We start from the raw sequence: 24,810 nt of genomic DNA, 5'->3' as shown, positions 1-24,810 counted from the left end.
ACTGTGCGTTGTTCTCCATTTAGAAAACAGGCATCGATTTGTAATATTCGAACATATGTGGAATTGGAACTGGTAGTGTGGGGGGGGGTACATTCTCGTTTTTTAGGTTTTTACATTCCGATATTCGTTCATGGACCGACCGATATGTTTTTTGAACAAGACGCTGAAATAATGCGGGTCCGGGATGCCTACCTGCTGCCCGATCTCATACCCCTTTAAATCGGTCTGCTTCAGCAACGTTTTGGCCTTTCTCATACGAAGCTGCGTCATATATTCCACAAATGTCTGCCCGGTTTCTTTTTTCATCAGTCGCCCCAGATGGCCCGAACTTACGTAAAAAGCAGCCGCGGTGCTGGAAAGCCCCACTTCCGCATTGCCCATGTTCTCTTCAAGATAAGCCATCACCCGGTCGATCAGATTACCTTCCTTGGCCTGTCGTTTGGCTTGTATGACATCCGATACCGTGCGGACATGCTGCTCCAGCATGCTTTTTAGTTCAGGCAGATGACCTGCTGTAAAAATGGCCGCAACGGCCTCTTTGTTCAATGCGTACTCTCCCTCAAGCTGTTGCTCTATGGCGGCACGCTGGCACTCCGTAACCACATCCATGGCTGCCATCCGAAACTGTGAAACGTCCGAGAACGGCACAGACAGCATACGCTCCAGCAACAATACGGCTTCTTCCCCCGCACCAACACTGACGTAAAATTGCAGTTGTTGGAGCAACTGAGCATCCGAGTGGTAGGGCCTCTTACCGCCTTCGATGACCAGATCCTCGAAGCAAATAACCTGATTTTTCCCCACAAACGCCTGATAATCGAGTGCACGACAAGCTTCCCGGTATCCCACACAGGCCCTTCCCCATCCTGATTGCCATTGCCCAATCCCTACGGTCACATCAACTTCACACCCTTCGAGCTTAAGTGTATGTTGAAGTTCTTCCTGAAGCTGCTGTACCTGATTGGTAAATTCCGTATCCGCACCAAGTGAGAGCACAACTATCCGGTTATGCGGGTCCATGACGATAATGGTTTGTGAATCCTGCGGATAAAATGCCTGCACCTGCTTCATGCCTACCATTCGCAGCAAAATATGTATTTCCTCAGCGGGTTGTCGATGGGCTTCTGTTTGATGCTGGCTTAATTGGGGCTGACCATGTTGTTGTTGGGGTCCTCGATGTGCTTCATGTGTTTGGTGTGCTTGGTGTGTTTGGAGTGTTTGGTGATATGGTTCGGACAGATGTGGATATACCTCTGGTGCAGCTATCTTCGCTTGCGGTACAGCAACCTCCACCTCCATTACTGCGATGCGTGATCCTGGTTCACCAGATGAGATAGGAATGCCAAAGAAACGCGCCTTCTCTTGTAGTTCGTCCTCAGGCATCACATCACTTAACCATTGATTCACAAACCTCTCCCTGAGATAAGGCAAGCTCTGCTTCATCTCCTCCCGCAGCTTCATCAGCTCGTACTCACGCCCCATCTCCTGCTCGATTGCCATTCGCAGCTTCGTCGTAACCTGTAATAACTCAGAAGCACGGATGGGTTTCAAAATAAAATCGGATATGCCCAGCTTCACACTCTGACGAGCATATTCAAATTCATCATGTCCCGTCACAACGACGATTTTTATGTTTGGGTAACGCTCCATGAGGATGCCGCTCAGTTCAATGCCGTCCATCTTTGGCATGTATATATCCGTGAACACAATGTCTGGACGCAACAGCTCAACCTGATTCAAAGCCTCTTCAGCATCGGAGGCCTCGCCAATGATGCTCATGCCTTGCTGCTTCCAATCGATACGCATACGCAGCAGATTTCGGATGAGGTACTCATCATCCACAATCAATACCTTTAATGGTTCCACAGTTAATTCCATGATTCATCGGCTCCCTTCAGGATCGTTATGATAATGGTGGTTCCTTTTCCAACTTCGCTCTGCAGCTTGAGTCCATCTTCTCTGTCATAGAAAATGCGAAGCCGCTCCATCGTTCCCCACAAGCCAAAGCTTGGATTGTGTTTAGAGTTATGAGTAGGATTAGAAGAGTTAGAAGTGTTAGATGGGTTAGATGAGTTCGAGCGATTAGACCTGTTCATTTCTGTTCGTTGAATCTGCTTCACTTCTTCCTCGGACATGCCGACTCCGTCGTCAGTGATCGTTAGAAGTACTCCCTCCTTGGATCGACGAGCTTGGATGCGTATCGTGCCCGGGCTGCCTTTGGGACGAATACCGTGATACAGCGAATTTTCCACCAACGGCTGGAGCACAAGCTTGGGAATCATCACTCGTTCACAGCCTGAATCGATATCGTACTGCACCTCAAATACACCGGGGTATCGCACCTGCTGGATCGTCAGATAATTGCGTACAATCTCAACCTCCTCGTGCAGTGTAATCAGTTCACGCCCTTTGCTGACACTCAGCCGATAATAACTTCCGAGCGCTTCTAACAGCTCACATACCTTTTCGTTCATACCCGACATTGCCAGGGAGGTAATGGAATCAAGTGTGTTGTATAGAAAATGCGGCTTGATCTGCGCCTGAAGTGTATTCAGCTCTGTTCGGCGGATCGTCTGCTGCTCCTGAATGATGCGTTTTAACATCTGCTCAATCTGCTCGATCATCTGGTTGTAACCTCCATATAGCTGTGCGAATTCGTAACTGTTCAGCTCAACCGTCACTTTGCGGAAGTTGCCGCTTGGTGCTTTCTGCATGGAGCGAAGCAGCTTGTGAATCGGCTTAATGACGCTGCGCGAGATGATGAATGAACTGACAAAAAAGACAGTCCCGTTTACCGCCAGTAGGATCAGCGCAAGCATCACCATGGATTTATTGCGGGTATCGGTAGCCTGGTATGGGCTCATGCTGATGAATTTCCACTGATCATCACCAGACGAACGATAGGTAACCGCATATTCCTGACCACCCGATTGCAAGGTGATGAAGCCGGAGAATTGCTCTTGAAATGTTTGTTTTAACTTGGCCTGATTGGCCTCTAACATCTCGTACATCCCTTCCTGTCCAGAAGCCGCAGATATGGATTCGCCGGATACAGCAGGCACGGACTTCTTTCCATCGGTAGCGTTGGTTGCAATCACCCGCTGATGCTCATCCAGGATGGCCACCTGAAATGAATCCGGTGCAGACAGGTTGGCATAGGCCTGAGCGATTGATTTGCCTTTGATGTTCATGACCAGAAATCCAAGCGGAGACGTATCATCCAAATCCCGAATGAGGCGAATAAACGACACCACCTCTTGCCCATCATTCTCCCCCGTCGCCGAGACTCCGCTGTCGTTGTTGCCACCATTCAGCCTGAGCAGATATCTTCCGTTATGCTTCAGTGCCTGTTCGTACCACGGCGCTTCCTTCACATTTGCTTCCATAAACGTGGGCCATTCCTGTGTACCAACCGAGAATCGGTGCCCCGAATTATCGTAAATATATACTGAATCGATAATTGGAACCGCTTGCATAAGATTGGTCAAATACGCGCTGACCTTGGACTGTGTCTGTAAATTGGAGTACACATTGCCCTGCCGCAGCAGGTTCTGCAAGTTGGGATCAGAGAAAATCATTTTCGAATAATTGTTCACGTTCTCGATCATCAGATTAACGTTGGTCTCAATGGATGTAATTGTCTGCAGTGATGCTTCATTGATCTTTCGTTGCGCGTCATTTTCCGAGATTCGATTCAAAACCAACGCACTAAACGCCACCGTTAGCAGAATAATGACAAAGTAGGCAAACGGGATTTTAAAAGCCAGCGTCTTGGGCTTGCGTTGAATGAACGCTTTGAAACGGGGAGTCCAATTCGTCTTCATTGCGCTGGTGTTCGCTTTTGCATTTGCGTTTGCTTCTGCATCGCTCTCAATATCTGATTGGGCTGTTGCTTTCACTTCTATTTTTCATCCCCTTCTGTTACTTCTCTTGCTCCTTCATCTGTTGTTGCATCTTTGGCTCTTTGATTCAATGTGACCTCCTTTGGTTCCGATGTGTGATGGGTTTATCGGTTGTGATCGGATGACCTGTTGTGATATCCACCACTCTCTCGGATTTTATACAATTGTATATTATAGGACTGTGCATGGAGGAGGCTCAACTCTTTTTATCGCTTGGATATAGCTTGACTGAGTGAAGTGAAATGAGGCTTTGGGGATCTGATCGTGGTGAATGCTGCGGGTAGGGGCCCCTAATTGGAGCCGCAAGAAGTACTGCTTTATAAAATGTTGGAGGTACAGATAATAAGTTGGGGTTTGTGCCGGGTGGAGAGAGAAGCGGGGGAGAGACGGAGGATCTGAGTACACAAAAGAAGATGGTAAACGTCTACCTTGATATGGCATACTTTTGAGCAAGATTACAATATCTACGGGCATAATCTTACTACTTACAGAGTGTTGATCGAGTGGTTAAGGCTGGGAAGTCCAATTATGGTCTTCTCGTATGATGAATTTAAGTGGGGAAAATGTTGGGGGCAAACTGCCCTCGGGCAGGACAAGTACAGAGTTCGTTATGGTAAGAAACAGCGAATCGTGATCAAAGCGAGAATTCGGTAACTCCTTTTTTGGAGGCATATTTCAGCGTATAGCTTCCTTCTGTGCCATATGGCATCGTAGCGATTTGGATGCGGGTATAATCCAACCGACTCTCTCTCAGCACTTTTTTAACTAGCGCTATGCTCCGATCTTCATCCGTTACCACACAGAAAATGTTCATTACATATTCCTTCGGATCAGCCATACGGCTGCCCAGGTCACATCCATCCACCTCTCCCAACTCCGCCTGGGTCAGAACGGTTTCCAGATATTCCATCACCTTTTCCTTCAACCAATGATCACGTTTGCTACCCTGCGCGCTCTTCAGCGGATATTGCACCACAAGCCAGTATTTTTCATTCATTTAGCTTCACCAACCAATCTTTATATGATAGGACATTACATTATGTGTAGGGCACTTGAACGATAAAAATGCATATGTCAGCCTTACATTTCTCCAGTTCAAAATGGGCTAGATCATTGACCTTACTGCTTTTTGAAATTGTACTGCCCTTCCATTTGCAGGATGAGGAACATGGTGATGTTTAATGAGTTGGGAGCTTAACGTGTCTGCTGACTTTCTGCCAATAGCCACGATCTGAGCATCAGGATTCAGTTGCATAAGCTGTCTGGCGAATACCACACCATCCTCCAACTCTGCCAAAGTCGGCGTTCGATTCGTCATCCTGTTTTCGGCAGATTGATAAGGATGAAAGGGATAGATGTTCCAAAATATAAAGTCCGTTGGTTTCCACCTTGAACTGGATAACACTTCGCCCCATATGATGGATGCTGTCGGTTCTGCGAAACCATACAGTGCCTGACTCCGGTTAGGTTTGGCGATATTGGGCAGGCTTGTTCGGACACCCGGATCACCTGCAAAAATCATCTGGTGATTCACCAGTGAGTGATTCCCGGTAACCATTCGCTCGGACGTCAAAGGTACGCCGGAGAACCTCGCCCCTTGATATCCCACGGCTTCAGCAATAAAAATGTACCGAGCCTTGGATATTCGTGGTTCCAAATACCTGACCAAATGTTCAGAACGAATCTTCACCGCTTCGGGGCCGATATCATAGCCCGTCACATAATCTCTCCAAGGATTAATCACATTTACTGGCGAGACATATGCTTGTATCCCTGCAACAAACTCGCAGATATGTTGCTGCGTTTCGCTCATGCTTTTTTGCCTCCTTTGGGAGATTACAGAGTAAATTAGGCTTGCATCAGCTTATTTTACAAAGATTATAGCATAAACAGAAAAACCACCAACCAGACCGCTGGTTGATGGTGGATAGAAACTGTAGAAAACTATTGCGGTATAACTTCTTCCCACTGACCATTGGTGGTTTCTTTGTAGGTAAAAAGGTTTCCATCATACTTTCCCTGAATAAAGTTAGAACCCGCTTCTTTCCATTCCTTAGTAACAGATATCACAACTTTAGAATCCTGTGAATTTATTGGAACATACTTTCCTCTTGATAAATTTATCTCAAAGGCTACTGGATAAAAATCGTACCAGAATAGTTTGTCTGATTTCTCTCCCAGTATACCCGCATCACCACCTTTAGAGAAATGAGGACTGATGACTCGAAACCTGAACTCTAACCACTTTCTGGGATCTAAAGGAAATTCATAATGACTATCGGGCTCCACTATAATGTATGACTTTTCAGGAACTGGGTGTTGAACTTGAACTTTATGCTCGATTATTTCTTTGGATATTATTCGAAAAACTAAATATACCAATATGAATAGTATCGAAGTAACTACGGGTAATTTAGGCTTGTTCCTCAAAAAAACACTCAATCCAAGACCAATAATTAATGGAAACCATATCCATGGATCTCCCAATGTAATGGCTCCCATAATATATGACTTATCGCTAAGGGGATAGAATGCTGGTAAATCATGTCCCATATAGTCTAAAAATAAGTGTCCAAACAAGACAGACAAAATAGAAGATCCCCAGATTAATTTGAAACTTGTCTTTTTATAGAACAGTTTTGTCAAATATGCTATTCCTAAAGCTAAAAGGGGTGTAAACAATATAGAATGAGACCACGGAGCTACACTTCTATCCCCAAAAATATCAGGAAATATTCCACACAGTGCACCCGAACATAGACATATCATAAGATTTTTCCATGTATCCCTTGGCAAAAAGCAGTATGCAATTACCGCCCCAAGAAGAGCATGTGATAGAACATGAAAAAACAAATATAAGTACGGATCCAAAATAACTACTCCTTTACTCTGTTATAGAATCAACATTGTGCTATGTAATGTTACACACTATAAAATTAGTTTTTCATAAAATAGACCCTGAGAGTCAAGCCTCTTCCAAAGATCTGCGGGGAGTAGTCTCAGTATGGATGTTACCTAATCTAATTTCTTAATACTAAATTCGAGCACAAATCAACGTAGGCTCCACAAAATAGAATCAACAAGCTATTAAAAATCCTCATAACAATGGATGGCCCGTATGTATTTTCTATTATCATAATTTGGTCTAGTTAAAGCAGGCTATAGATACCTATATACGTTTCAGAACCTAAATGTACCTGATATACTTTCTTAAAGCTTTTCGACCTACATATACCTCGATTCCCTCCATTTATATAATTTAGGTTATTATATCATAAAATAAAAATCCACCAACCAGAACAATGGTTGGTGGATTTTGCTTACTCTAATGGAGGTGAGGGGGTATCGAACCCATGTCCGAAGATAACGGAACAAAAGCTTCTACGGGTATAGTCACTGTTGTGATGTCCCGTGTATCAGTAACCCACAAGAACAGGATTAGCCCAAGCAGGTATGGACTCAACACAATAGATCAAATCACCCTGTATGATTTCAGCAACAATTAAAGGCTCGTATGTATTATCAATGATGATAACCCGATCTGCGATAGATAGAGCCGGTTTAAGGTTCTTCAAAGACTGACCATATCGATAACGAATGTCTTCTTCTGCAATCCAATGTCCACCTTGTTCAACACGAGAGGCAACACGATCTATATGCATTTGCACATCCTCAAGGCCGATATAGTATACGACAATTTCGTAACTGTTTTCTTTTGCAATTTCCATATGTTTTAAAACAAATGATCCGGACAATGTCGTTTCAATAGCGAAGTTTACACCACTTTTAATGAGAGATCGGATTCTTTTCACAGCTTCCCTGCCAGCAGACAGGTCAGCACTGCGCGGATTCTCTGGCTTCAACTCTCTTGCAATTTGATCCGGATCAACCAGTTCACCAAGCCACTCTCTCATTTGCATACTGAGTGTACTTTTCCCTGCTCCATTGGTTCCAGCAAATACCGTCATGACTGGTCTGATTTCACTCATGATACTCAAACTCCTGGCGTTTCCCAGTAGCATCAAATATAATTTCAAATTTATTACCCGCAGCATCCTCACGAACGCGTTTGTTATTCTTTATATAATAAATAGAGGCGCCTGATTCTTTAGCTTGTTTCCGTGCATGTTGACTTGCTTTGTTTAAAATTTCTTGGAGTTGTTTTCGATTTGTAAACATCCTGAGTCCCCCAATCTAAATTTCTGTTTATTATATCATAAACTAAAAAACCACCAACCAGATTTACTGGTTGATGGTTTTTGACTCTAATGGAGGCGAGGGGAGTCGAACCCCTGTCCGAAGATAACGGCACATAAGCTTCTACGGGTGTAGTCACAGTTTTGATGTCACCCGAGTATCGCCCCGTAACCGGCTATACGTTGGGTCAGCCTGATTGTCTTCTTCAGCACACCCCAGGCGGAGATGTGACAGCGTATCCCACTACTAGTTAGCCCCTATCCCTGTCACATGGGCGATGCAGGGTAGAAGCACGCACACAGTTTCTTAGGCTGCGAAAGCGTAGTTTGTTTGTTGTTTGCCGTTTAATAGGCTTTAGCGTTGATAAAGCGGACGCGTCCCCACTACCCGCTACCCATGCTCGAACTATCCCCGTCGAATCCATAAACGCCCCCTCAATGAAGAAGGGCTCCAGGATTAATCCGTGAATACGGAGCAAAGGTGCTGCACATCTTTTTCCTCCAAGGTAAAAAGATGCTTCTTTCAAACTCGGCATTCCTGTCTGCTACATGAGTAATCATAACACAGGACACATCACCGAAATAGTACAGATTGCTGGAAGACATTCCAGCAGGCTGAGCATGTGTACAAGGTTATCCAATACAACAGGCTCAATCGTCTACATATTATACCGCGTCGCCAATCGGAAGTAAAGTTTACCCAGATCGGCTCACGAACAACGGCACCTAAGTATCTTACCCACGTTTCAGGCAAACTACGCAAAAGCTAAAAATTTAGATTAATCAACGCGCCAAGCTCCATGCTCCTACCGACTTCCCTTCAACACATATCAAAGGAAATCACGACACAATACACTTCAGCAACTCACATCACATCCCCTCTCCACTAAAAATAAAAAAGCCTCAATCTTGCCCATTGCAGGACAAACCTTGAGACTCCTTAACTCATACATCAATCTTCCTAGCTCCATCACAAAAACTAACTTATACACCTAAAGTAAAACCTTCACACCCAGCGCTCCACTTAACGTGCAACCTTCTGTTTCTCGCGCAGTACCCGTTGGATATCACGTTGTGCATCCCGCTTAGCCGCAGTCTCCCGTTTATCAAACTGTTTCTTACCTTTACCCAGTCCAAGCAAAAGCTTTGCATAACCATTGCGGATATAAATTTTCAGCGGCACAATGCTGTACCCGTCCTGTTTCGACAGCCCAAGCAACTTGTGAATCTGCACTTTATGCATCAACAACTTGCGCGTACGTGTCGGATCGAGCGGATTATTTCGGTTCCCTTGTTCAAAAGGACTAATATGCATATTGTGAATATGAATCTCACCGTTTCGAATCGTGGCAAATGCATCACCAATATTCGCACGGCCGTTACGAAGAGATTTGATCTCCGTTCCGGTAAGCACCATGCCCGCTTCATACGTATCTTCAATGAAGTAGTCATGGGAAGCCTTTTTATTCTGTGCGAGCACTTTACTCTGTCCATCATTCTTGCCCATGTCCTCACTCCTTCTCCGTAAAATAAGCCGGTACCATGCTCTACAGCAGCGCACCCAATGTTGCACCAAGGTACCACGTGCCAGACCTTAATTGTAGCAAGTACGGCTGTTAAAATCAAGAAAGAGGCGACCTCTGCCGCCCCTCCTCATTACACCACTTCCAGACTGTGCGAAACAACACCAACTGAAGTGACTATTTTCTCCAACGCTTAACCTGAAGGAACGAATTGTAATCCATCTCTTCAAGTTACGTTAGCTTTATTTTTTCTTTTTCCGTACAAAAGCTGCCGTGCCGTTACCAGCTGCACCTTTGCTCTTCTTCCGCTTGCGTCGTGGTGCTCCGCCTTCCTGAGCGCCACCAGGAGTTGCATTCTCTCCAATAAATACGCCGCTTGGCGAAGTGTTTTTGCGCCCACTTCCGCCTTTGCTACCTTTACCGCCGACCTTGCCGGACTTAAAGCTTCCTTCACCGCGACCGCTGCCGCTGTTCAGGCCACTTCCTTGTCCACCAGTTGAACCACTATCCGAACCACCTGATGTAGAGCTATAACCGCCTTTACCTGAGCCAAAACCAAAGCTCACCGCGCCTTTGCCCCGACCAGTTGATCCACCAGCATCACCCGCACGACGCTCACCTTTTGGTTTGCCGCCGCCTTTACCTGCGTAGCCACCAGATGAGCCTGCGCCTGCACTCGCTGCTCCACTGCGACCGCCACGTCCACCTTTGCTGCTTTCTTCCGTTGATCTGCCGCCACGGTTGGCTCCTGCACCTGTCGAACTACCTTTGCCGCCACGTGAACCGCTGAAACCACCCGGTCCTCCCTTGGCACCGCCGCGTCCGCCACCGCTACCAGGAGGACGTCCACCTTTCCCGCCACGTCCGCCACCGAAGCCGCCAGGACGTTCACCGCGAGGTTTCATATCTACCATTTCAAAATCAATCGTATACTCTTCCATGCTTACACGTGCCACACGGATCTTCACTTCATCACCGATGCGGAAGACTTTCGAGGTACGTTCACCAATCAGAGCCATATGCTGATCGTCAAAATGGTAATAGTCGTCCGTGAGCGCGCTCAAGCGAATCAGACCTTCAACCGTGTTCTCCAGTTCAATGAACATACCAAAGCTGGTCACACTGCTGATCATGCCTTCGAACTCTTCGCCTACTTTGTCGAGCATGTACTCGGCTTTTTTCATTTTCTCCGTATCCCGCTCAGCTTCTACCGCCACACGTTCACGTTCCGAAGACTGTTGCGCAATATCAGACATACGTGCGGCTAAATACTCCTGACGTTTCTCCGGCAAAGCACCATTATTTTCAATGACTTCGCGAATCACCCGGTGAATGACGAGATCGGGATAACGACGAATTGGAGACGTAAAGTGACTATAGAATTCTGCCGCGAGGCCAAAGTGACCCGACATTTCAGAATCATACTTCGCCTGTTTCATCGAACGGAGCATCATCGTACTAATCACAGTTTGTTCTTTCGTTTCTTTAATATCCTCAAGCAACGATTGAAGCGCCCGTGGATGAATCGCATTGCCACGTCCTTTGACCTGGTGTCCAAAATTCGCCGCAAAGGCGAGGAAATTTTGCAGTTTTTCCTGATCCGGGTCTTCGTGCACACGATAAATGAAAGGAACCTTCAACCAGTGGAAATGCTCTGCCACTGTTTCGTTCGCTGCCAACATGAATTCCTCAATAATTTGCTCCGCAATCGAACGCTCCCGTTTCACGATATCTACCGGTTTGCATTCTGCGTCCACAATGATTTTGGATTCTTCAAAATCAAAGTCAACCGCACCACGGCGCATACGCATAGCACGCAGCTTCAAAGCGATCTCTTTCATCAGATGGAAATCATCTACCAGATCCTTATAACGCTCGAGCAATTCCGGCTCTTCACCTTCAAGGATTTTACGGACGTTGGAATACGTCATCCGCTCTTTGGTTTTGATTACACTTGTGAAAATGTCATGTTTTACAACCTTCATCTGGTCGTTAAACTCCATCTCACAAGACAGTGTCAAGCGGTCTACCTGCGGGTTCAAACTACAAATCCCGTTGGACAGACGCTGTGGCAGCATCGGAATAACCCTGTCCACCAGATACACACTGCATCCACGGTTGTAGGCTTCCTGATCAAGCTTGGAATTCTCCTGCACATAATAGCCAACGTCGGCAATATGAACACCCAGACGGTAGTTCCCGTTAGGCAGTTTCTCTACATTTACAGCATCATCCAGATCCTTGGCATCTTCGCCATCAATCGTGACAATGTTAAGTCCGCGCAGATCACGGCGACCCTGTTGTACAATCTCTTCATCCGTGATGGAGTCGGGTGCTTTTTCCGCCTCTTCTACCACTTCATCAGGGAAAGCTTCAGGCAACTGATGCTTGCGAATGACGGACAAAATATCAATACCCGGCTCATCCTTATGACCGAGAATCTCGATCACTTCACCTTCGGCAGCCGCACGGCCCTCCGGATAGCTGACGATCTTGGCTACGACCTTCTGTCCATCAACCGCCCCAGCAAAGTTGGTACGTGGGATGAAAATATCGCGATTAATCCGTTTATCATCCGGAATGACAAATCCGTACACCTCATGGCTCTGGAACACACCAACGACTTGTGTCACAGCACGAGTAACAATACGGACGATCTCACCCTCCAAACGACCACCTGAAGGTCCTTGAGATGTGACTTTAACCAATACCGTATCACCATTCATCGCACTTTTCATATCATTGGCGTGAATGTACACATCCGGGTGCTCCCGATCCTCAGGGATAAGGAAAGCGAAACCTTTGGCGTGAGCCTGTAAACGTCCACGTACCAAATCCATGCGCTCTGGCATGCCATAGCGATTGTTACGGGTCAGCAAAACTTTACCGGATTCCTCCAGCGTATTAAGCATAATCAAAAAGGCTTTGAAATCAGCTGCATCTTCAATAGCGAAGTGCTGTTCCAACTCCTGATAAGTCATAGGTTTATAAGCGGTATCCCGCATGAAGTCGAGCAATTGTTGTTCTGTTATCATTAATATATTCACCTCGGGAAACATAAAAGTGTAAGCAAGTCTCATCTCTTTATGTATCGGAATTCTTACCATTTTCATGCAATACAATATCACTGTTGTGCAGAGTGTAGTAGTGCAACCATACTATCTCATACCCTAGTATACACGAATTCAATCCGGCCCATCCGTACTACGCAAAAAAACCGCGGTCGCCGGGCGCTCCTCTAATATCACGCTTTCACATATCTCTACAGACATTTTATGCGATACACGTGCTGTGCGCATCTGGAAAAGGACTACATCCGGAAATTTTCTGTACACATGACATTCATTATAGGGAGTGAGTTCGCGTAACGAATAAGCGAGGGACATACCATACATGATAGGGGTGTGTTGCATGTTAAGGAAGGAAAACCAAACAGAAGTGAGAAGAAGACCTAAAATCATGGAGTCTATAGATTAAATTCTTGGAAAAGTTTGGACGCGTAAGAATTTATTAAAAAACCCCCGTTTCTTCACGAAACGAAGGTTCATCAATTAAGCCATTAGCTTAAGCTATTCATTGAACAGCAGTTCCAATTCTTACTTGGAAGCCACCGTAACAACAATAGACAAAATCATAAATCCTGCACCCAGTACCACCGTTGCACGTTGCAGGAAGAGATCCAATCCGCGCGCTTTCGTTTTACCGAAAAGATGTTCCGCACCACCGGAGATGGCACCCGCCAAACCAGCGCTTTTCCCGTGCTGCAGTAATACTACAGTGATTAGACCGATCGAGAAAACAACGAGCAGCAATTTCAAAGCAATATCCATTCTTTCCACCTCCTACCCATGTGGGCATACATCTCACCATAAAAACAGTTACTTTAATTGTAACATAGCTATGGTTGTACTACAAGTAGTACAGGTTTTACAATGCCCTAAATTTCACCATCTGCGTGATCCTTACGTTATACCATTACTTCGTTGCAATAAAAAAGACAAGCCGGTTACCCGGCTTGCCCGTAAAAGCTGGATATCCAGCTTATTTTTTAAGGTTGTAGAATCCTTTAAGACCATTGTATTGAGCCAGTTCACCCAGTTGATCCTCAATGCGGAGCAATTGGTTGTACTTCGCGATACGGTCTGTACGGGAAGGAGCACCCGTTTTGATTTGACCAGCGTTAGTTGCAACAGCGATATCAGCAATTGTGCTGTCTTCGGACTCACCGGAACGGTGAGAGATTACAGCTGTGTATCCTGCGCGTTTAGCCATTTCGATTGCATCAAATGTTTCAGTCAATGTACCGATTTGGTTAACTTTGATCAGGATGGAGTTACCGATACCTTCGTTGATACCTCTGCCCAGACGCTCAGTATTTGTTACGAACAGGTCATCACCAACGAGTTGTACTTTGTCTCCCAATTTCTCAGTGAGCAATTTCCAACCATCCCAGTCATCTTCGGACATACCGTCTTCGATTGTGATGATTGGGTATTTCTCAACCCATGAAGCCAGAAGATCAACATACTCAGCGGAAGTGTAAGATTTACCTTCACCAGCAAGTGTGTACTTACCATCTTTGTAGAACTCAGTGGAAGCAACGTCCATACCCAAGAATACGTCAACGCCTGGTTTGTAACCAGCTTTTTCAATTGCTTCGATGATTGTAGTGATTGCTTCTTCGTTCGAACCAAGGTTCGGTGCAAAACCACCTTCGTCACCTACAGCTGTATTCAAGCCTTTGGAGCTCAATACAGATTTCAGGTTGTGGAAGATTTCTGCCCCTACGCGAAGAGCTTCTTTGAAGCTTGGTGCTCCAACTGGAAGAACCATGAACTCTTGAACGTCGATGTTGTTGTCAGCATGCTCACCACCGTTGATGATGTTCATCATTGGAACTGGCAATGCTTTAGCGTTGAATCCGCCCAAGTAAACGTACAATGGCAGGTCCAGAGCGTCAGCAGCTGCGCGAGCTACTGCCATGGATACAGCCAGGATTGCGTTAGCGCCCAGTTTACCTTTGTTTGGCGTACCATCCAAAGTGATCATCAATTTGTCGATACCCAGTTGATCCAATGCATCCATACCGATAACTTCTGGAGCGATTGTTTCGTTTACGTTTTTAACAGCTTGCAGAACGCCTTTACCGAGGTAACGGGATTTGTCGCCATCGCGAAGCTCAACGGCTTCGTGGGCACCAGTGGATGCACCGGATGGAACGATTGCGCGTCCGATTGCACCGGACTCCAGGTATACTTCAACTTCTACTGTAGGGTTACCGCGGGAGTCGAGGACTTCGCGAGCGTACACGTCAGAAATAATAGTCATTTGTGATAATCTCCTTTATAGTTGGGATTTAATTTTTGGACCAACTTGTGTTTGCTCTTATTTTACTACATCAGCAGAATCGTCTTCCAATCGCTGTTATCCCCTGATTTCTTTGAACTTATTTTCATAAGTTGAAATCATGTGATAAAGGCGAGCGCTTCGCTTCTTCAGACTATTTCTGCTGCCTTCGTTCAATGTGCAAACGCCAAACCGTCCAATTATATATGTTGTTGCGTAACTTATTTACGGGTAGCGATGACGGATGTACCTGTCATCTCAGCCGGTTTAGGCAATTGCATCAGGTCAAGGATCGTTGGCGCGATATCTGCCAGGATTCCGCCTTCACGCAGGGTTACATTTGCATCGGTAACGATGAATGGAACCGGGTTCGTTGTATGAGCTGTGAACGGACGTCCTTTCTCATCGAACACCATATCCGCGTTACCATGATCCGCCGTGATCAGTACAACGCCGCCTTTGGCAAGTACTGCATCCACAACACGGCCCATGCACTCATCTGTTACTTCAACCGCTTTGATGGTAGGCTCCAGCATGCCGGAGTGTCCAACCATGTCAGGGTTAGCAAAGTTCAGAATGATGGCGTCATGTTTGTCTGCTTCGATCTCGCGAACACATGCGTCAGCTACTTCATAAGCGCTCATCTCTGGTTGCAGATCATACGTTGCAACTTTTGGTGAGTTGATCAGTACACGAGTTTCGCCCGGAAGCTCCACATCACGACCGCCGCTGAAGAAGAAGGTAACGTGCGGGTATTTCTCAGTTTCTGCAATACGCAGTTGTTTTTTATTGTTCTGTACCAGAACTTCACCCAGCGTGTTGTCGAGGTTTTTCGGCGAATAAGCCACATAACCTTCAACTGTCTCGCTGAACAAAGTCAAGCATACAAAGTGCAAGCCCACAGGGAACTTCGGACCACGATCAAAACCGCGGAAATCCTGGTTCGTGAATACTTGCGACAACTGGATCGCACGGTCAGGACGGAAGTTGAGGAAGATAACGGAATCGCCGCTCTCAACCAAACCTACCGGCTCACCATCCGCTTTAACGATAACCGTTGGTTCAACGAATTCATCAAATACGGATTTCTCATACGATTCTTCAACCGCTTTGAGTGGATCAGTGTATTTTGGTCCATCTCCATAAACGATGGCACGGTATGATTTCTCAACCCGTTCCCAACGTTTGTCACGGTCCATCGCGTAATAGCGACCTTGAACCGTAGCGATTTTACCTACACCGACTTCTTCAATCTTGGCGATCAGTTTCTGCATGAAGTCTTTACCACTGTCTGGCATAACATCACGGCCATCCATGAAAGCATGAATATATACATCATTCATTCCTTCTTTTTTGGCCAGATCTAGCATAGCAAACAGGTGGTCGATGTGACTATGTACGCCGCCATCAGACAACAAGCCGTAGAGATGAAGTTTTTTGCCGCTTTGTTTCGCTTCGCGAACGGCTTTGACAAGTGTTTCATTGTCGTAGAACTCGCCGTCACGAATGGATTTGGAGATACGGGTCAAATCCTGGTATACGATCCGGCCGGCACCAATGTTCAGGTGACCTACCTCGGAATTTCCCATTTGCCCTTCTGGCAAACCTACAGCTTCACCGCAAGCAGTGAGCGTTGTATGTGGGAATTGGCTCATGAAACGGTCGTAGTTCGGTTTCTTGGCTTGCGCTACCGCATTGCCTTCCACCGTGTTACGCAGACCAAAGCCATCCATGATGATCAGTGCTACAGGTTTTGGAGCTGTCATCTTACTTCGCCCCCTCAACAAGCGCGATGAACGAAGCCGGCTGCAAGCTGGCACCGCCAACAAGTGCGCCGTCGATGTCGCTTTGTCCGAGGTATTCTGTTACGTTCTCTGGTTTAACACTGCCGCCGTATTGAATACGAACTGCATTCGCAACCGTCTCGTTGTACAGATCCTTCACTAGCGTACGGATGTAAGCAATAACTTCATTCGCATCTTGGGAAGTGGAGGATTTGCCTGTACCAATCGCCCAGATTGGCTCATAAGCGATAACAACTTGTGCCGCTTGCTCTGCAGACAGACCTGCAAAAGCAGCTACTGTTTGCACTTTGCATACGTCTTTTGTTTGGTTCGCTTCACGCTCTTCAAGCGTCTCACCAAGGCAGAAGATTGGAGTCAATCCGTGACGGAATGCTGCATGCAACTTTTTATTGACAGTCTCATCGGTTTCCGCAAAATATTGACGGCGCTCCGAGTGACCAATAATGACATAATCCACACCCAGGTCTTTCAGCATCACGCCGCTGATTTCACCTGTGAATGCACCGTTATCTTCAAAATGAAGATTTTGTGCACCAATTTTGATGTTTGTGCCTTTAACAGCTTCTACCAGGGATGGCAGATTTGTAAACGGTGCGCAGATTACAGTTTCCACGCCTTCAACTTCCGCTTTTCCTTTAACTTCCTGAATGAAGTCATTGGATTCGGAAACCGTTTTGAACATTTTCCAGTTACCTGCGATAATCGGTGTTCTCATGGGTTTCAACTCCTTCATGCTATAGGCTACTAAAACTTACTTGTCGTTCAATGCCACTACGCCTGGAAGTACTTTACCTTCCATGAACTCGAGCGATGCACCGCCACCTGTAGAGATGTGGTTCATCTTGTCAGCCAATTTGAACTTCTCAGCTGCTGCTGCGGAGTCACCGCCACCAATTACAGTGTAAGCTTCTGTCTCAGCGCAAGCTTCCGCTACTGCACGAGTACCGTGGGAGAATGGCTCGATTTCAAATACGCCCATTGGTCCGTTCCACACAACCAATTTGGAGTTTTTGATTACATCAGCATAGATCTCACGTGTTTTAGGACCGATGTCGATACCTTCCCAATCTGCTGGGATACCATCGATGTCAACGATTTGTGTGTTTGCTTTCGCACTGAAATCGTCAGACACTACGATATCTACCGGCAAGTAGAAGTTTTTGCCCAATTTTTTCGCTTTTTCGATAAAACCAAGAGCAACATCAAGTTTGGAGTCATCCAGCAAGGATTGTCCAATTTCATGTCCTTGTGCTTTGAAGAACGTGTAAGTCAGACCGCCACCGATGATTACGTTGTCTGCAATGTTCAGCAGGTTGTCGATTACATCGATTTTGTCCTTAACTTTGGATCCACCAATGATAGCTGTGAAAGGACGCTCAGGGTTGGAGATTGCTTTACCCAACACTTCAAGTTCTTTCTCCATCAACAAACCGGACACTGCTGGAAGCAAGTGAGCGATTCCTTCAGTCGAAGCGTGTGCTCTGTGAGCCGCGCCAAACGCATCGTTAACGAAAACGTCAGCCAGTTCAGCAAATTGTTTTGCCAGTTCCGGATCGTTTTTCTCTTCGCCTGCGTGGAAACGAACGTTTTCAAGCAACAATACGTCGCCGTTGTTCAGTTCAGCGATTTGAGCTTTAACAGCGTCACCAACAGAACCGTCAGCTTTAACAACTGTTTTACCAAGCAATTCAGACAAACGCTCAGCTGCTGGAGTCAAACGCAAGGATTCAACCACTTCGCCGTTAGGACGACCCATGTGGCTTGCCAAAATGACTTTAGCGCCTTTTTCAATCAAGAAGTTGATTGTAGGAAGCGTTGCACGAATACGTTTGTCATCTGTAATTTTACCATCTTCGAGCGGCACATTGAAATCTACACGGACAAAAGCCCGTTTTCCTGTCAATTCGATATCGCGTACACTTTTTTTGTTCATCTGTATTTCCTCCGCACCCATGTATTTGGTGGACCAATCAAGAGCTAAAATCCCTCGTCAATCCTGGTGTTTTTGAGAAATTTGCAAAATGTAGATATATAAAGAGCGGAAACAATATAGCATCTGTTTCCGCTCTATGTTATTACAGATATTACTTAATCATTTTTGCAAAGTGCTCCAAAGTGCGAACCAATTGTGCAGTGTAGGACATTTCATTGTCATACCAAGCTACAGTTTTAACCAATTGTTGGTCGCCAACAGTCAGAACTTTAGTTTGAGTTGCATCAAACAGGGAACCGAAAGTGATTCCTTGGATATCGGAAGATACGATTTCGTCTTCTGTGTATCCGAAAGTTTCTGGATCGGAAGCTTCTTGCATAGCTGCGTTAACTTCTTCAGCAGTTACTTTTTTGTTCAGAACAGTTACGAGCTCAGTCAGGGAACCAGTAGCTACTGGTACACGTTGAGCTGCACCATCAAGGATGCCTTGCAGTTCTGGGATTACCAGACCGATTGCTTTAGCAGCACCAGTTGTGTTAGGGATGATGTTTTCAGCTGCTGCGCGAGCACGACGGAAGTCACCTTTAGGGTGTGGAGCATCCAACGTGTTTTGGTCGCCAGTGTAAGCGTGAATTGTAGTCATCAAACCTTGAACGATTCCGAATTTGTCTTGCAGTGTTTTTGCCATAGGTGCCAGGCAGTTTGTTGTGCAAGATGCGCCGGAGATTACAGTTTCAGTACCGTCGAGGATTTCATGGTTTACGTTGTAAACGATGGTTTTCATGTCGCCAGTAGCTGGTGCGGAGATAACAACTTTCTTAGCTCCACCTTTCAAGTGTTTCTCAGCTGCTTCTTTAGTTGTGAAGAAACCAGTACATTCCAGAACGATATCTACGCCCAGGTCGCCCCAAGGAAGTTCTTCCGGGTTACGGTTAGCCAATACTTTAACTTCTTTGCCGTTCACTTTGAAGAAGCCATCGTGTACTTCAACATCGCCATCGAAGCGACCTTGAGTTGTATCATATTTGAGCAAATGAGCGAGCATTTTAGCGTCAGTCAAGTCGTTGATTGCTACTACCTCGATGCCTGCTACATTTTGAATACGGCGGAATGCCAAGCGTCCAATACGTCCAAAACCGTTAATACCTACTTTAATCATGAGTAAGTTCCTCCCAAGTTTTGATTAATTTTTTATGAAACTTATATATTCAAGACAGACGGTGAAGTCCGTCAAGACAACAATAGTTGTGATACAAAGTAAAACCTTATTCCATTTCAGCAACGATGACTTCGGCAGCAGCCTCATCAATAATCAGAATATCTTCCTGACCAAATCGTAACACGGAATGTATAGCAGCAGCTTTGCTTTTGCCACCTGCAATTCCAATCACAACATCGGTTCGTTCAATATCCTGAAGTCGCATACCCAGTGTAAGCATGGTATGTACCACCTTACCCTGATCATTAAAGTAATAACCGAAAGATTCAGATACGGCCCCTTGCTCCTGAAGTTCATCTATAATCTCCGTCGCAAGTTTGCGTCTTTTGGCCATCTCTACGGCATCACCAATTCCATGAATAACAATCCGTGATTGCCTGATCAGCTGCAGAATCTCCTGAACACTAGGGTCCTGGATTAATGATTCATAGGCATGATCACTGAGCAAATCCGGTACATGCAGGAGTTTGTATTGCGCCCCTACCCGTTTTGCCATTGTGGATGCGATCGTATTAGCCTGAATTTCAAGGCTTTCTCCAAGTCCACCGCGTGCTGGTACGAACCAGACACCTTTGAGCGATGTTGGCGGATTTAGTTGTTCTGCGACTTCGGCCGTTGTTGAACCACCAGTAACGGCGACAACGTCGTTGTCACTCATGATATTGCCGAGAGCCTTCGCTCCGGCTCTGCCCAGTTCCCTTTTGGCAAATGGAGAAACGTCCGAATCACCAGGAACCACAACTACCTTTTGCAGACCGTAGGCTTGCTTGATGCGCTCTTCCAGCTCGGATAATCCGAACAGCTCTTTGGCTACGGGCTCTAACTGCTGCAGCAAATCATACCCTGCCTCACTGATCTTCATTCCTGCACTGTCAATTTCAATAAGTCCCTGAGCCTTTAACAGATCGGTCTCAGCCCTCAGAACCCGCTCGGTCATCTGCATGGAATTAGCTAACGTTCTCCGTCCGATCACATCCGATAACATGATCTGTTGCAGAATCGTATACCTCTTTTTCAAGATATCCATGAGATCAGGCAGAAGCTGCTTTTGTACTTCTAAAATCGTTCGCATGCTTTCCACTCCCGCAAGTTCTCGTTCTAAGCTCTCTTTCGTGGCCCTAAAACGTCCCGGGTTAACTTTTTAAGTCCCACGTCTATTCTACCTAAAACTGACGCGACATGCAAGTGTTTCAACGTGTTATTTCGACACGCATTCAGCGTTTGTACGCGCCTATTTTCACAATCCCAGACTTCCATGATCTAGGACTAGCTCACACATACCATATATAGAAGAAACAAATGAATTCAATCTACATATCGCTCAGAATCACATTTCATACGGCATGTCCAAAACCTCTAATAGCATTTACTTAAATGCACTCTTTATCCACTCTTCTTCATCATGATCATTTTTAGGTTAATCCAAACCAATACCACAACGAACTGCTTGCAATTAAATATTTCATGAGCTATAATCATTATTGCTGTCACATAATGTGCGCCCGTGGTCCAATGGATATGACGTAGGCCTCCGAAGCCTGAGATCCAAGTTCGATTCTTGGCGGGCGCGCCATTTTTATTTAACAGCTCATAACCCATTTAACCAATGAAACCGGAAAGGTTTCTTTTTTTTGCAAGTTAGTTTGACTTTCTTTGACTTTTTGTTTGGAATTGTTTATTATGTGGGTAATACGGTAACAGTTTAAGTATAAACACCAATAACATTTACATTCCAAGGAGGTTTTTCACGTGAGTTTTATTCCAATGGTCGTTGAACAGAGCAACCGGGGTGAGCGCGCCTACGACATCTACTCCAGATTGCTGAAGGATCGTATTATTTTCCTTGGTAGCGATGTTAATGACGTAGTGGCTAATGCCATTATGGCACAGATGTTGTTCCTGGCTGCGGAAGATCCGGAGAAAGACATTCACTTATACATCAACAGCCCAGGCGGATCGATTACAGCCGGTATGGCGATTTACGATACAATGCAATTCATCAAACCGGATGTATCTACCATCTGTGTAGGTATGGCAGCTTCCATGGGTGCATTCTTGTTGAATGCCGGTGCAAAAGGTAAACGTTTTGCATTACCAAACAGTGAAATTATGATTCACCAACCACTTGGTGGTGCACAAGGTCAGGCTTCTGACATCGAAATCCGTGCTCGTCGCATCCTGAAAATGCGTGATACGTTGAACCGCATCATCTCTGAGCGTTCAGGTCAACCGCTGGAGCGGATTGAGAAAGATACAGATCGTGACTACTTCATGAGTGCTGCTGAAGCCGCCGATTACGGTATCATTGATAAAGTCATCGAAAACGTAGGATCACAAGGCATCTAAGTGTGACGTAGACCACGGTCTATGCGTTAACATAATCAACACCTAACGTAATCAGCAACATATAATTGTGTTGTCTATACGAGAAGAAGCCCTCATCATAATTATGATGGGGGCTTCTTTTTTCATTTTATAAGGAAGAAAACTTAAGAGTGCATAATAATGATTCTTTATTTGGTTCCATTTACATTATTGAAAGGTTCCGTGCCTTTAGGGAGAAGCTCTTTGTACGTAAATGGCATTTCAGGGAATCCCTCTGCGTACGCCGTATACTCATACAACTGGAAGAACACAACTACACCCGTTGGTGTCACATAGAAATCTTGATCTTTATTTAACCCTTTATAACCGTCGAGGTATCCACCGCGGGCTTTCAGTTGTTCACCCACTTTTTTACTCAACGTCTCGCGCATGGTTTTGTTATTTTGCAGCACATCATCTAACGTAAGCTCCTTACCTGTGTCCAGTGCAAAGGTGTGGCCCGTACGGTACGTCATACCATGAGCGCCAGCATAATCTTCGTATCGTTGTGTAATGAGTCCCAGCACGCCTTTTTCGTTGTACGTCACTACATAGGAGCTCTCAAATGCATATGGACGGTTGGCTGTTGCACCGCCGAATTCAGATGTCTGTTTCTTGAAGTCAGCTACATACGCATCCACTTCGTCTTTCAACACTTTGTTGATCGCCGCTTCAGCTTCTTTGCTGGCAAGTCCACTCACTTGCGGATATTGAACATCTACTTCAGCATTTTTTACAGTAACATTAACTGTTGCCGCTTTAATTTTAACGTTATTTTGTTTCACTTTGCTGAGTGTCAACGTTTTGGTTTTGCTATCCCAATTCCCCTGTACACCCAGATAATCTCTCATTGCCGAGAATGGGATATACAATCGACCCTGAATCAATTTTGCTTCCACCTGAGGGTAATAACCGTTAATATAAACGTTTGGCTGTCCATCCATCAGGCTAACGGTCATCGCATTGTTGGCTGCTGTTACCGTATATGACTTGGTTTTCGCATCATATTTCAGCGTTCCACCTGCCACATCTTTAACTGCCGTAAGAGATACCCAAGTTGAACCACCTTGAAGAAGTCCTTTTTGAGTCAGTGTTTTTCCACCCGACTTCAGGGTCACCTCAGCTGTGGTTGTCACTTTCGAGGATACCGATGCCGCCTGAACCGAACTGTCCTGCCACACCGAACCGCTACCTACAATAATTCCTGCTGCAAGCAACGCACTTGTCCATTTTTTCCATGATGTCATATATAAAACTCCTCTCTGAATTCACAATTAGGGATCATTGCGTATGTAATCCTGACCTGATCGCATATCTCATACGCTCACCTCTCTATTATAATTAACCCGATTTCGGAAAGGTTTACAGCTCGAGTTACAATGTTGATGAATATCAGTAGGAAAATATATGGGGATATGACCTTTTTGTCACGAACAACTATACAAAAAAGATACCAATATACAGCATTTCATGTTGCTTCAAAAAGGTACCCTTCTATATAACTTCATCAAAGTTTGCTTTTCCAACAAAAAAAGACTCTGTCCACAGGACAAAGTCTTTGTCATTATTTCGTTGTCCCTTCAAATGACACTTAAAAAGGTTCTTGAGTTTACAATCCTTAGTTCGATCTTGTTTATTTCATTTCATACGTGATATTCAGGATTGTACTTACTTTAACCTGGCCTGTTTCAATCTCAGTACCACCTGCTGTATCTTGTGCTTTGGACATCAACGCCTCGCTTGCATAGAATACAGGCACATCGGCATCACCTTGGCTCACGGAAAGAACAGCACCCAGTTGACGTTTAACTGCTTTTGCAATGGCGCCCGCTTTCACATCTGCATTGGCAACAGCTTTTTCAATCACTTGGGATTCATAACTTTCCGGATTTTCTACAGTAAAGCGTACGTTTTCAATATTGTTGGCACCCGCACCCGAAGCAGCATCGAGCAACTCGCCAATCTTGTCCATCTCACGATATGTGACTGTCAGCGTATGATGCGCTGTATATCCTTTAATTTGTTGTCCGTCTTTTTCACTATACGTATAGTTGGGTTGTACAGAGAACTGACTCGTTTGAATGTCGTCTGCACTGATCTTCCACGTGTTCTTCAGCAAATTGGATACTTTTTGAACTTTGGCAGCATTCGCTTTTTGAGCAGATGCAGCTGTCTCTGCAGTACTGTTCACACCAATGGACAGATACGCGATATCAGGCTTCACCTGAATCTCACCTTTACCCACAACATTAATCACATTCTGTTGTACTCCCTGAACCTCTGCAGCGTAAGCATAGTTACCTGGTGCAACCCATGCTGTTCCTCCAACAAGCAACGTACTTGCCACCAGCACCGCACCAAACGGTTTCATCCATTGTTTACCCATCACGATAGCCTCCTTATGTGTTAACATCTCAAACTTTAAACGATTTGATACCTTAACAGACGGGACAAATTCCATAATGTTGCACTTGACGATAGTATAAACGTGAAAAACGCAAAAAAGCCCCTTTCGGGACTTC

At 45.4% G+C, this 24,810-nt stretch carries 19 protein-coding genes, 1 tRNA gene and 1 other RNA gene; 2 read left to right on the top strand and 19 right to left on the bottom strand.

The features are described from left to right. Positions 1-102: 102 nt before the first annotated feature. From NST38_RS00995 to NST38_RS00915, 17 genes are all read right to left on the bottom strand, one after another. A complete protein-coding gene (locus NST38_RS00995) occupies positions 103-1,878 on the bottom strand; it encodes a response regulator (RefSeq protein ID WP_076254281.1) in 1,776 nt (591 codons plus the stop codon). Then, complete coding sequence (locus NST38_RS00990) at positions 1,869-3,899, bottom strand: cache domain-containing sensor histidine kinase (protein ID WP_076254283.1); 2,031 nt, start codon at positions 3,897-3,899, stop codon at positions 1,869-1,871. Before NST38_RS00990 ends, NST38_RS00995 begins: the two co-directional genes overlap by 10 nt. 637 nt (positions 3,900-4,536) lie before the next feature. Continuing rightward, positions 4,537-4,899 carry a hypothetical protein gene (locus NST38_RS00985; RefSeq protein WP_036616245.1) on the bottom strand — a complete coding sequence of 121 codons (363 nt, stop codon included), beginning with the start codon at positions 4,897-4,899 and terminating at the stop codon, positions 4,537-4,539. Between the two features lie 108 nt (positions 4,900-5,007). After that, complete coding sequence (locus tag NST38_RS00980) at positions 5,008-5,715, bottom strand: uracil-DNA glycosylase (RefSeq protein ID WP_036674727.1); 708 nt, start codon at positions 5,713-5,715, stop codon at positions 5,008-5,010. Between the two features lie 131 nt (positions 5,716-5,846). Continuing rightward, entirely contained in the window at positions 5,847-6,773 is a 927-nt protein-coding gene (locus tag NST38_RS00975; RefSeq protein WP_076254286.1) for a metal-dependent hydrolase, read from the bottom strand. A gap of 545 nt (positions 6,774-7,318) precedes the next feature. Further along, a complete protein-coding gene (locus tag NST38_RS00970) occupies positions 7,319-7,891 on the bottom strand; it encodes a zeta toxin family protein (protein ID WP_036674731.1) in 573 nt (190 codons plus the stop codon). Beyond that, positions 7,884-8,081 carry a hypothetical protein gene (locus NST38_RS00965; RefSeq protein WP_036674733.1) on the bottom strand — a complete coding sequence of 66 codons (198 nt, stop codon included), beginning with the start codon at positions 8,079-8,081 and terminating at the stop codon, positions 7,884-7,886. Before NST38_RS00965 ends, NST38_RS00970 begins: the two co-directional genes overlap by 8 nt. 87 nt (positions 8,082-8,168) lie before the next feature. Next, positions 8,169-8,533: a transfer-messenger RNA gene (ssrA, locus tag NST38_RS00960) on the bottom strand. A 589-nt stretch (positions 8,534-9,122) separates the two neighbouring features. After that, the gene (smpB, locus tag NST38_RS00955; protein ID WP_076254288.1) at positions 9,123-9,605 is read right to left on the bottom strand and encodes an SsrA-binding protein SmpB; all 483 of its coding nucleotides are present in this window, start codon (positions 9,603-9,605) and stop codon (positions 9,123-9,125) included. A 258-nt stretch (positions 9,606-9,863) separates the two neighbouring features. Beyond that, complete coding sequence (gene rnr, locus NST38_RS00950; RefSeq protein WP_076254290.1) at positions 9,864-12,656, bottom strand: ribonuclease R; 2,793 nt, start codon at positions 12,654-12,656, stop codon at positions 9,864-9,866. Between the two features lie 561 nt (positions 12,657-13,217). Beyond that, on the bottom strand, positions 13,218-13,451 hold the full coding sequence (gene secG, locus NST38_RS00945; RefSeq protein ID WP_017691238.1) for a preprotein translocase subunit SecG: 234 nt from the start codon (positions 13,449-13,451) through the stop codon (positions 13,218-13,220). Between the two features lie 211 nt (positions 13,452-13,662). Further along, positions 13,663-14,949: a phosphopyruvate hydratase gene (gene eno, locus NST38_RS00940; RefSeq protein ID WP_036616228.1), complete on the bottom strand. Its 1,287-nt coding sequence runs from the start codon at positions 14,947-14,949 to the stop codon at positions 13,663-13,665. A gap of 239 nt (positions 14,950-15,188) precedes the next feature. Beyond that, positions 15,189-16,733: a 2,3-bisphosphoglycerate-independent phosphoglycerate mutase gene (gene gpmI, locus NST38_RS00935; RefSeq protein WP_036616224.1), complete on the bottom strand. Its 1,545-nt coding sequence runs from the start codon at positions 16,731-16,733 to the stop codon at positions 15,189-15,191. 1 nt (position 16,734) lies between these two features. Next, positions 16,735-17,487 (bottom strand): triose-phosphate isomerase, encoded by a 753-nt coding sequence (tpiA, locus tag NST38_RS00930; protein ID WP_036616221.1) that lies wholly within the window; start codon positions 17,485-17,487, stop codon positions 16,735-16,737. Between the two features lie 36 nt (positions 17,488-17,523). Next, entirely contained in the window at positions 17,524-18,705 is a 1,182-nt protein-coding gene (locus tag NST38_RS00925) for a phosphoglycerate kinase (protein WP_036616219.1), read from the bottom strand. Between the two features lie 151 nt (positions 18,706-18,856). Next, complete coding sequence (gene gap / locus NST38_RS00920) at positions 18,857-19,864, bottom strand: type I glyceraldehyde-3-phosphate dehydrogenase (RefSeq protein WP_017691243.1); 1,008 nt, start codon at positions 19,862-19,864, stop codon at positions 18,857-18,859. A 106-nt stretch (positions 19,865-19,970) separates the two neighbouring features. Then, positions 19,971-20,996, bottom strand: a complete 1,026-nt coding sequence (locus tag NST38_RS00915) for a sugar-binding transcriptional regulator (RefSeq protein ID WP_036616216.1) — start codon at positions 20,994-20,996, stop codon at positions 19,971-19,973. A 426-nt stretch (positions 20,997-21,422) separates the two neighbouring features. Here NST38_RS00915 and NST38_RS00910 point away from each other — a divergent pair. Both NST38_RS00910 and clpP read left to right on the top strand, forming a co-directional pair. Beyond that, positions 21,423-21,497 (top strand) — tRNA-Arg (locus NST38_RS00910). Positions 21,498-21,673: 176 nt separating this feature from the next. Next, on the top strand, positions 21,674-22,270 hold the full coding sequence (gene clpP / locus NST38_RS00905) for an ATP-dependent Clp endopeptidase proteolytic subunit ClpP (protein WP_017691245.1): 597 nt from the start codon (positions 21,674-21,676) through the stop codon (positions 22,268-22,270). A 167-nt stretch (positions 22,271-22,437) separates the two neighbouring features. Here clpP and NST38_RS00900 read toward each other — a convergent pair whose 3' ends face one another. Both NST38_RS00900 and NST38_RS00895 read right to left on the bottom strand, forming a co-directional pair. Beyond that, positions 22,438-23,535: a stalk domain-containing protein gene (locus tag NST38_RS00900; protein WP_341343761.1), complete on the bottom strand. Its 1,098-nt coding sequence runs from the start codon at positions 23,533-23,535 to the stop codon at positions 22,438-22,440. 386 nt (positions 23,536-23,921) lie between these two features. After that, a complete protein-coding gene (locus NST38_RS00895) occupies positions 23,922-24,674 on the bottom strand; it encodes an SIMPL domain-containing protein (RefSeq protein ID WP_076254293.1) in 753 nt (250 codons plus the stop codon). Between the last annotated feature and the right edge of the window lie 136 nt (positions 24,675-24,810).

Origin of the sequence: Paenibacillus sp. FSL H8-0104, assembly GCF_038050215.1 — a bacterium.
Classification (GTDB): Bacteria; Bacillota; Bacilli; order Paenibacillales; family Paenibacillaceae; genus Paenibacillus; species Paenibacillus amylolyticus.
The sequence above is the reverse complement of the archived record's forward strand: the minus strand, read 5'-3'. Positions and strand labels throughout refer to the sequence as shown.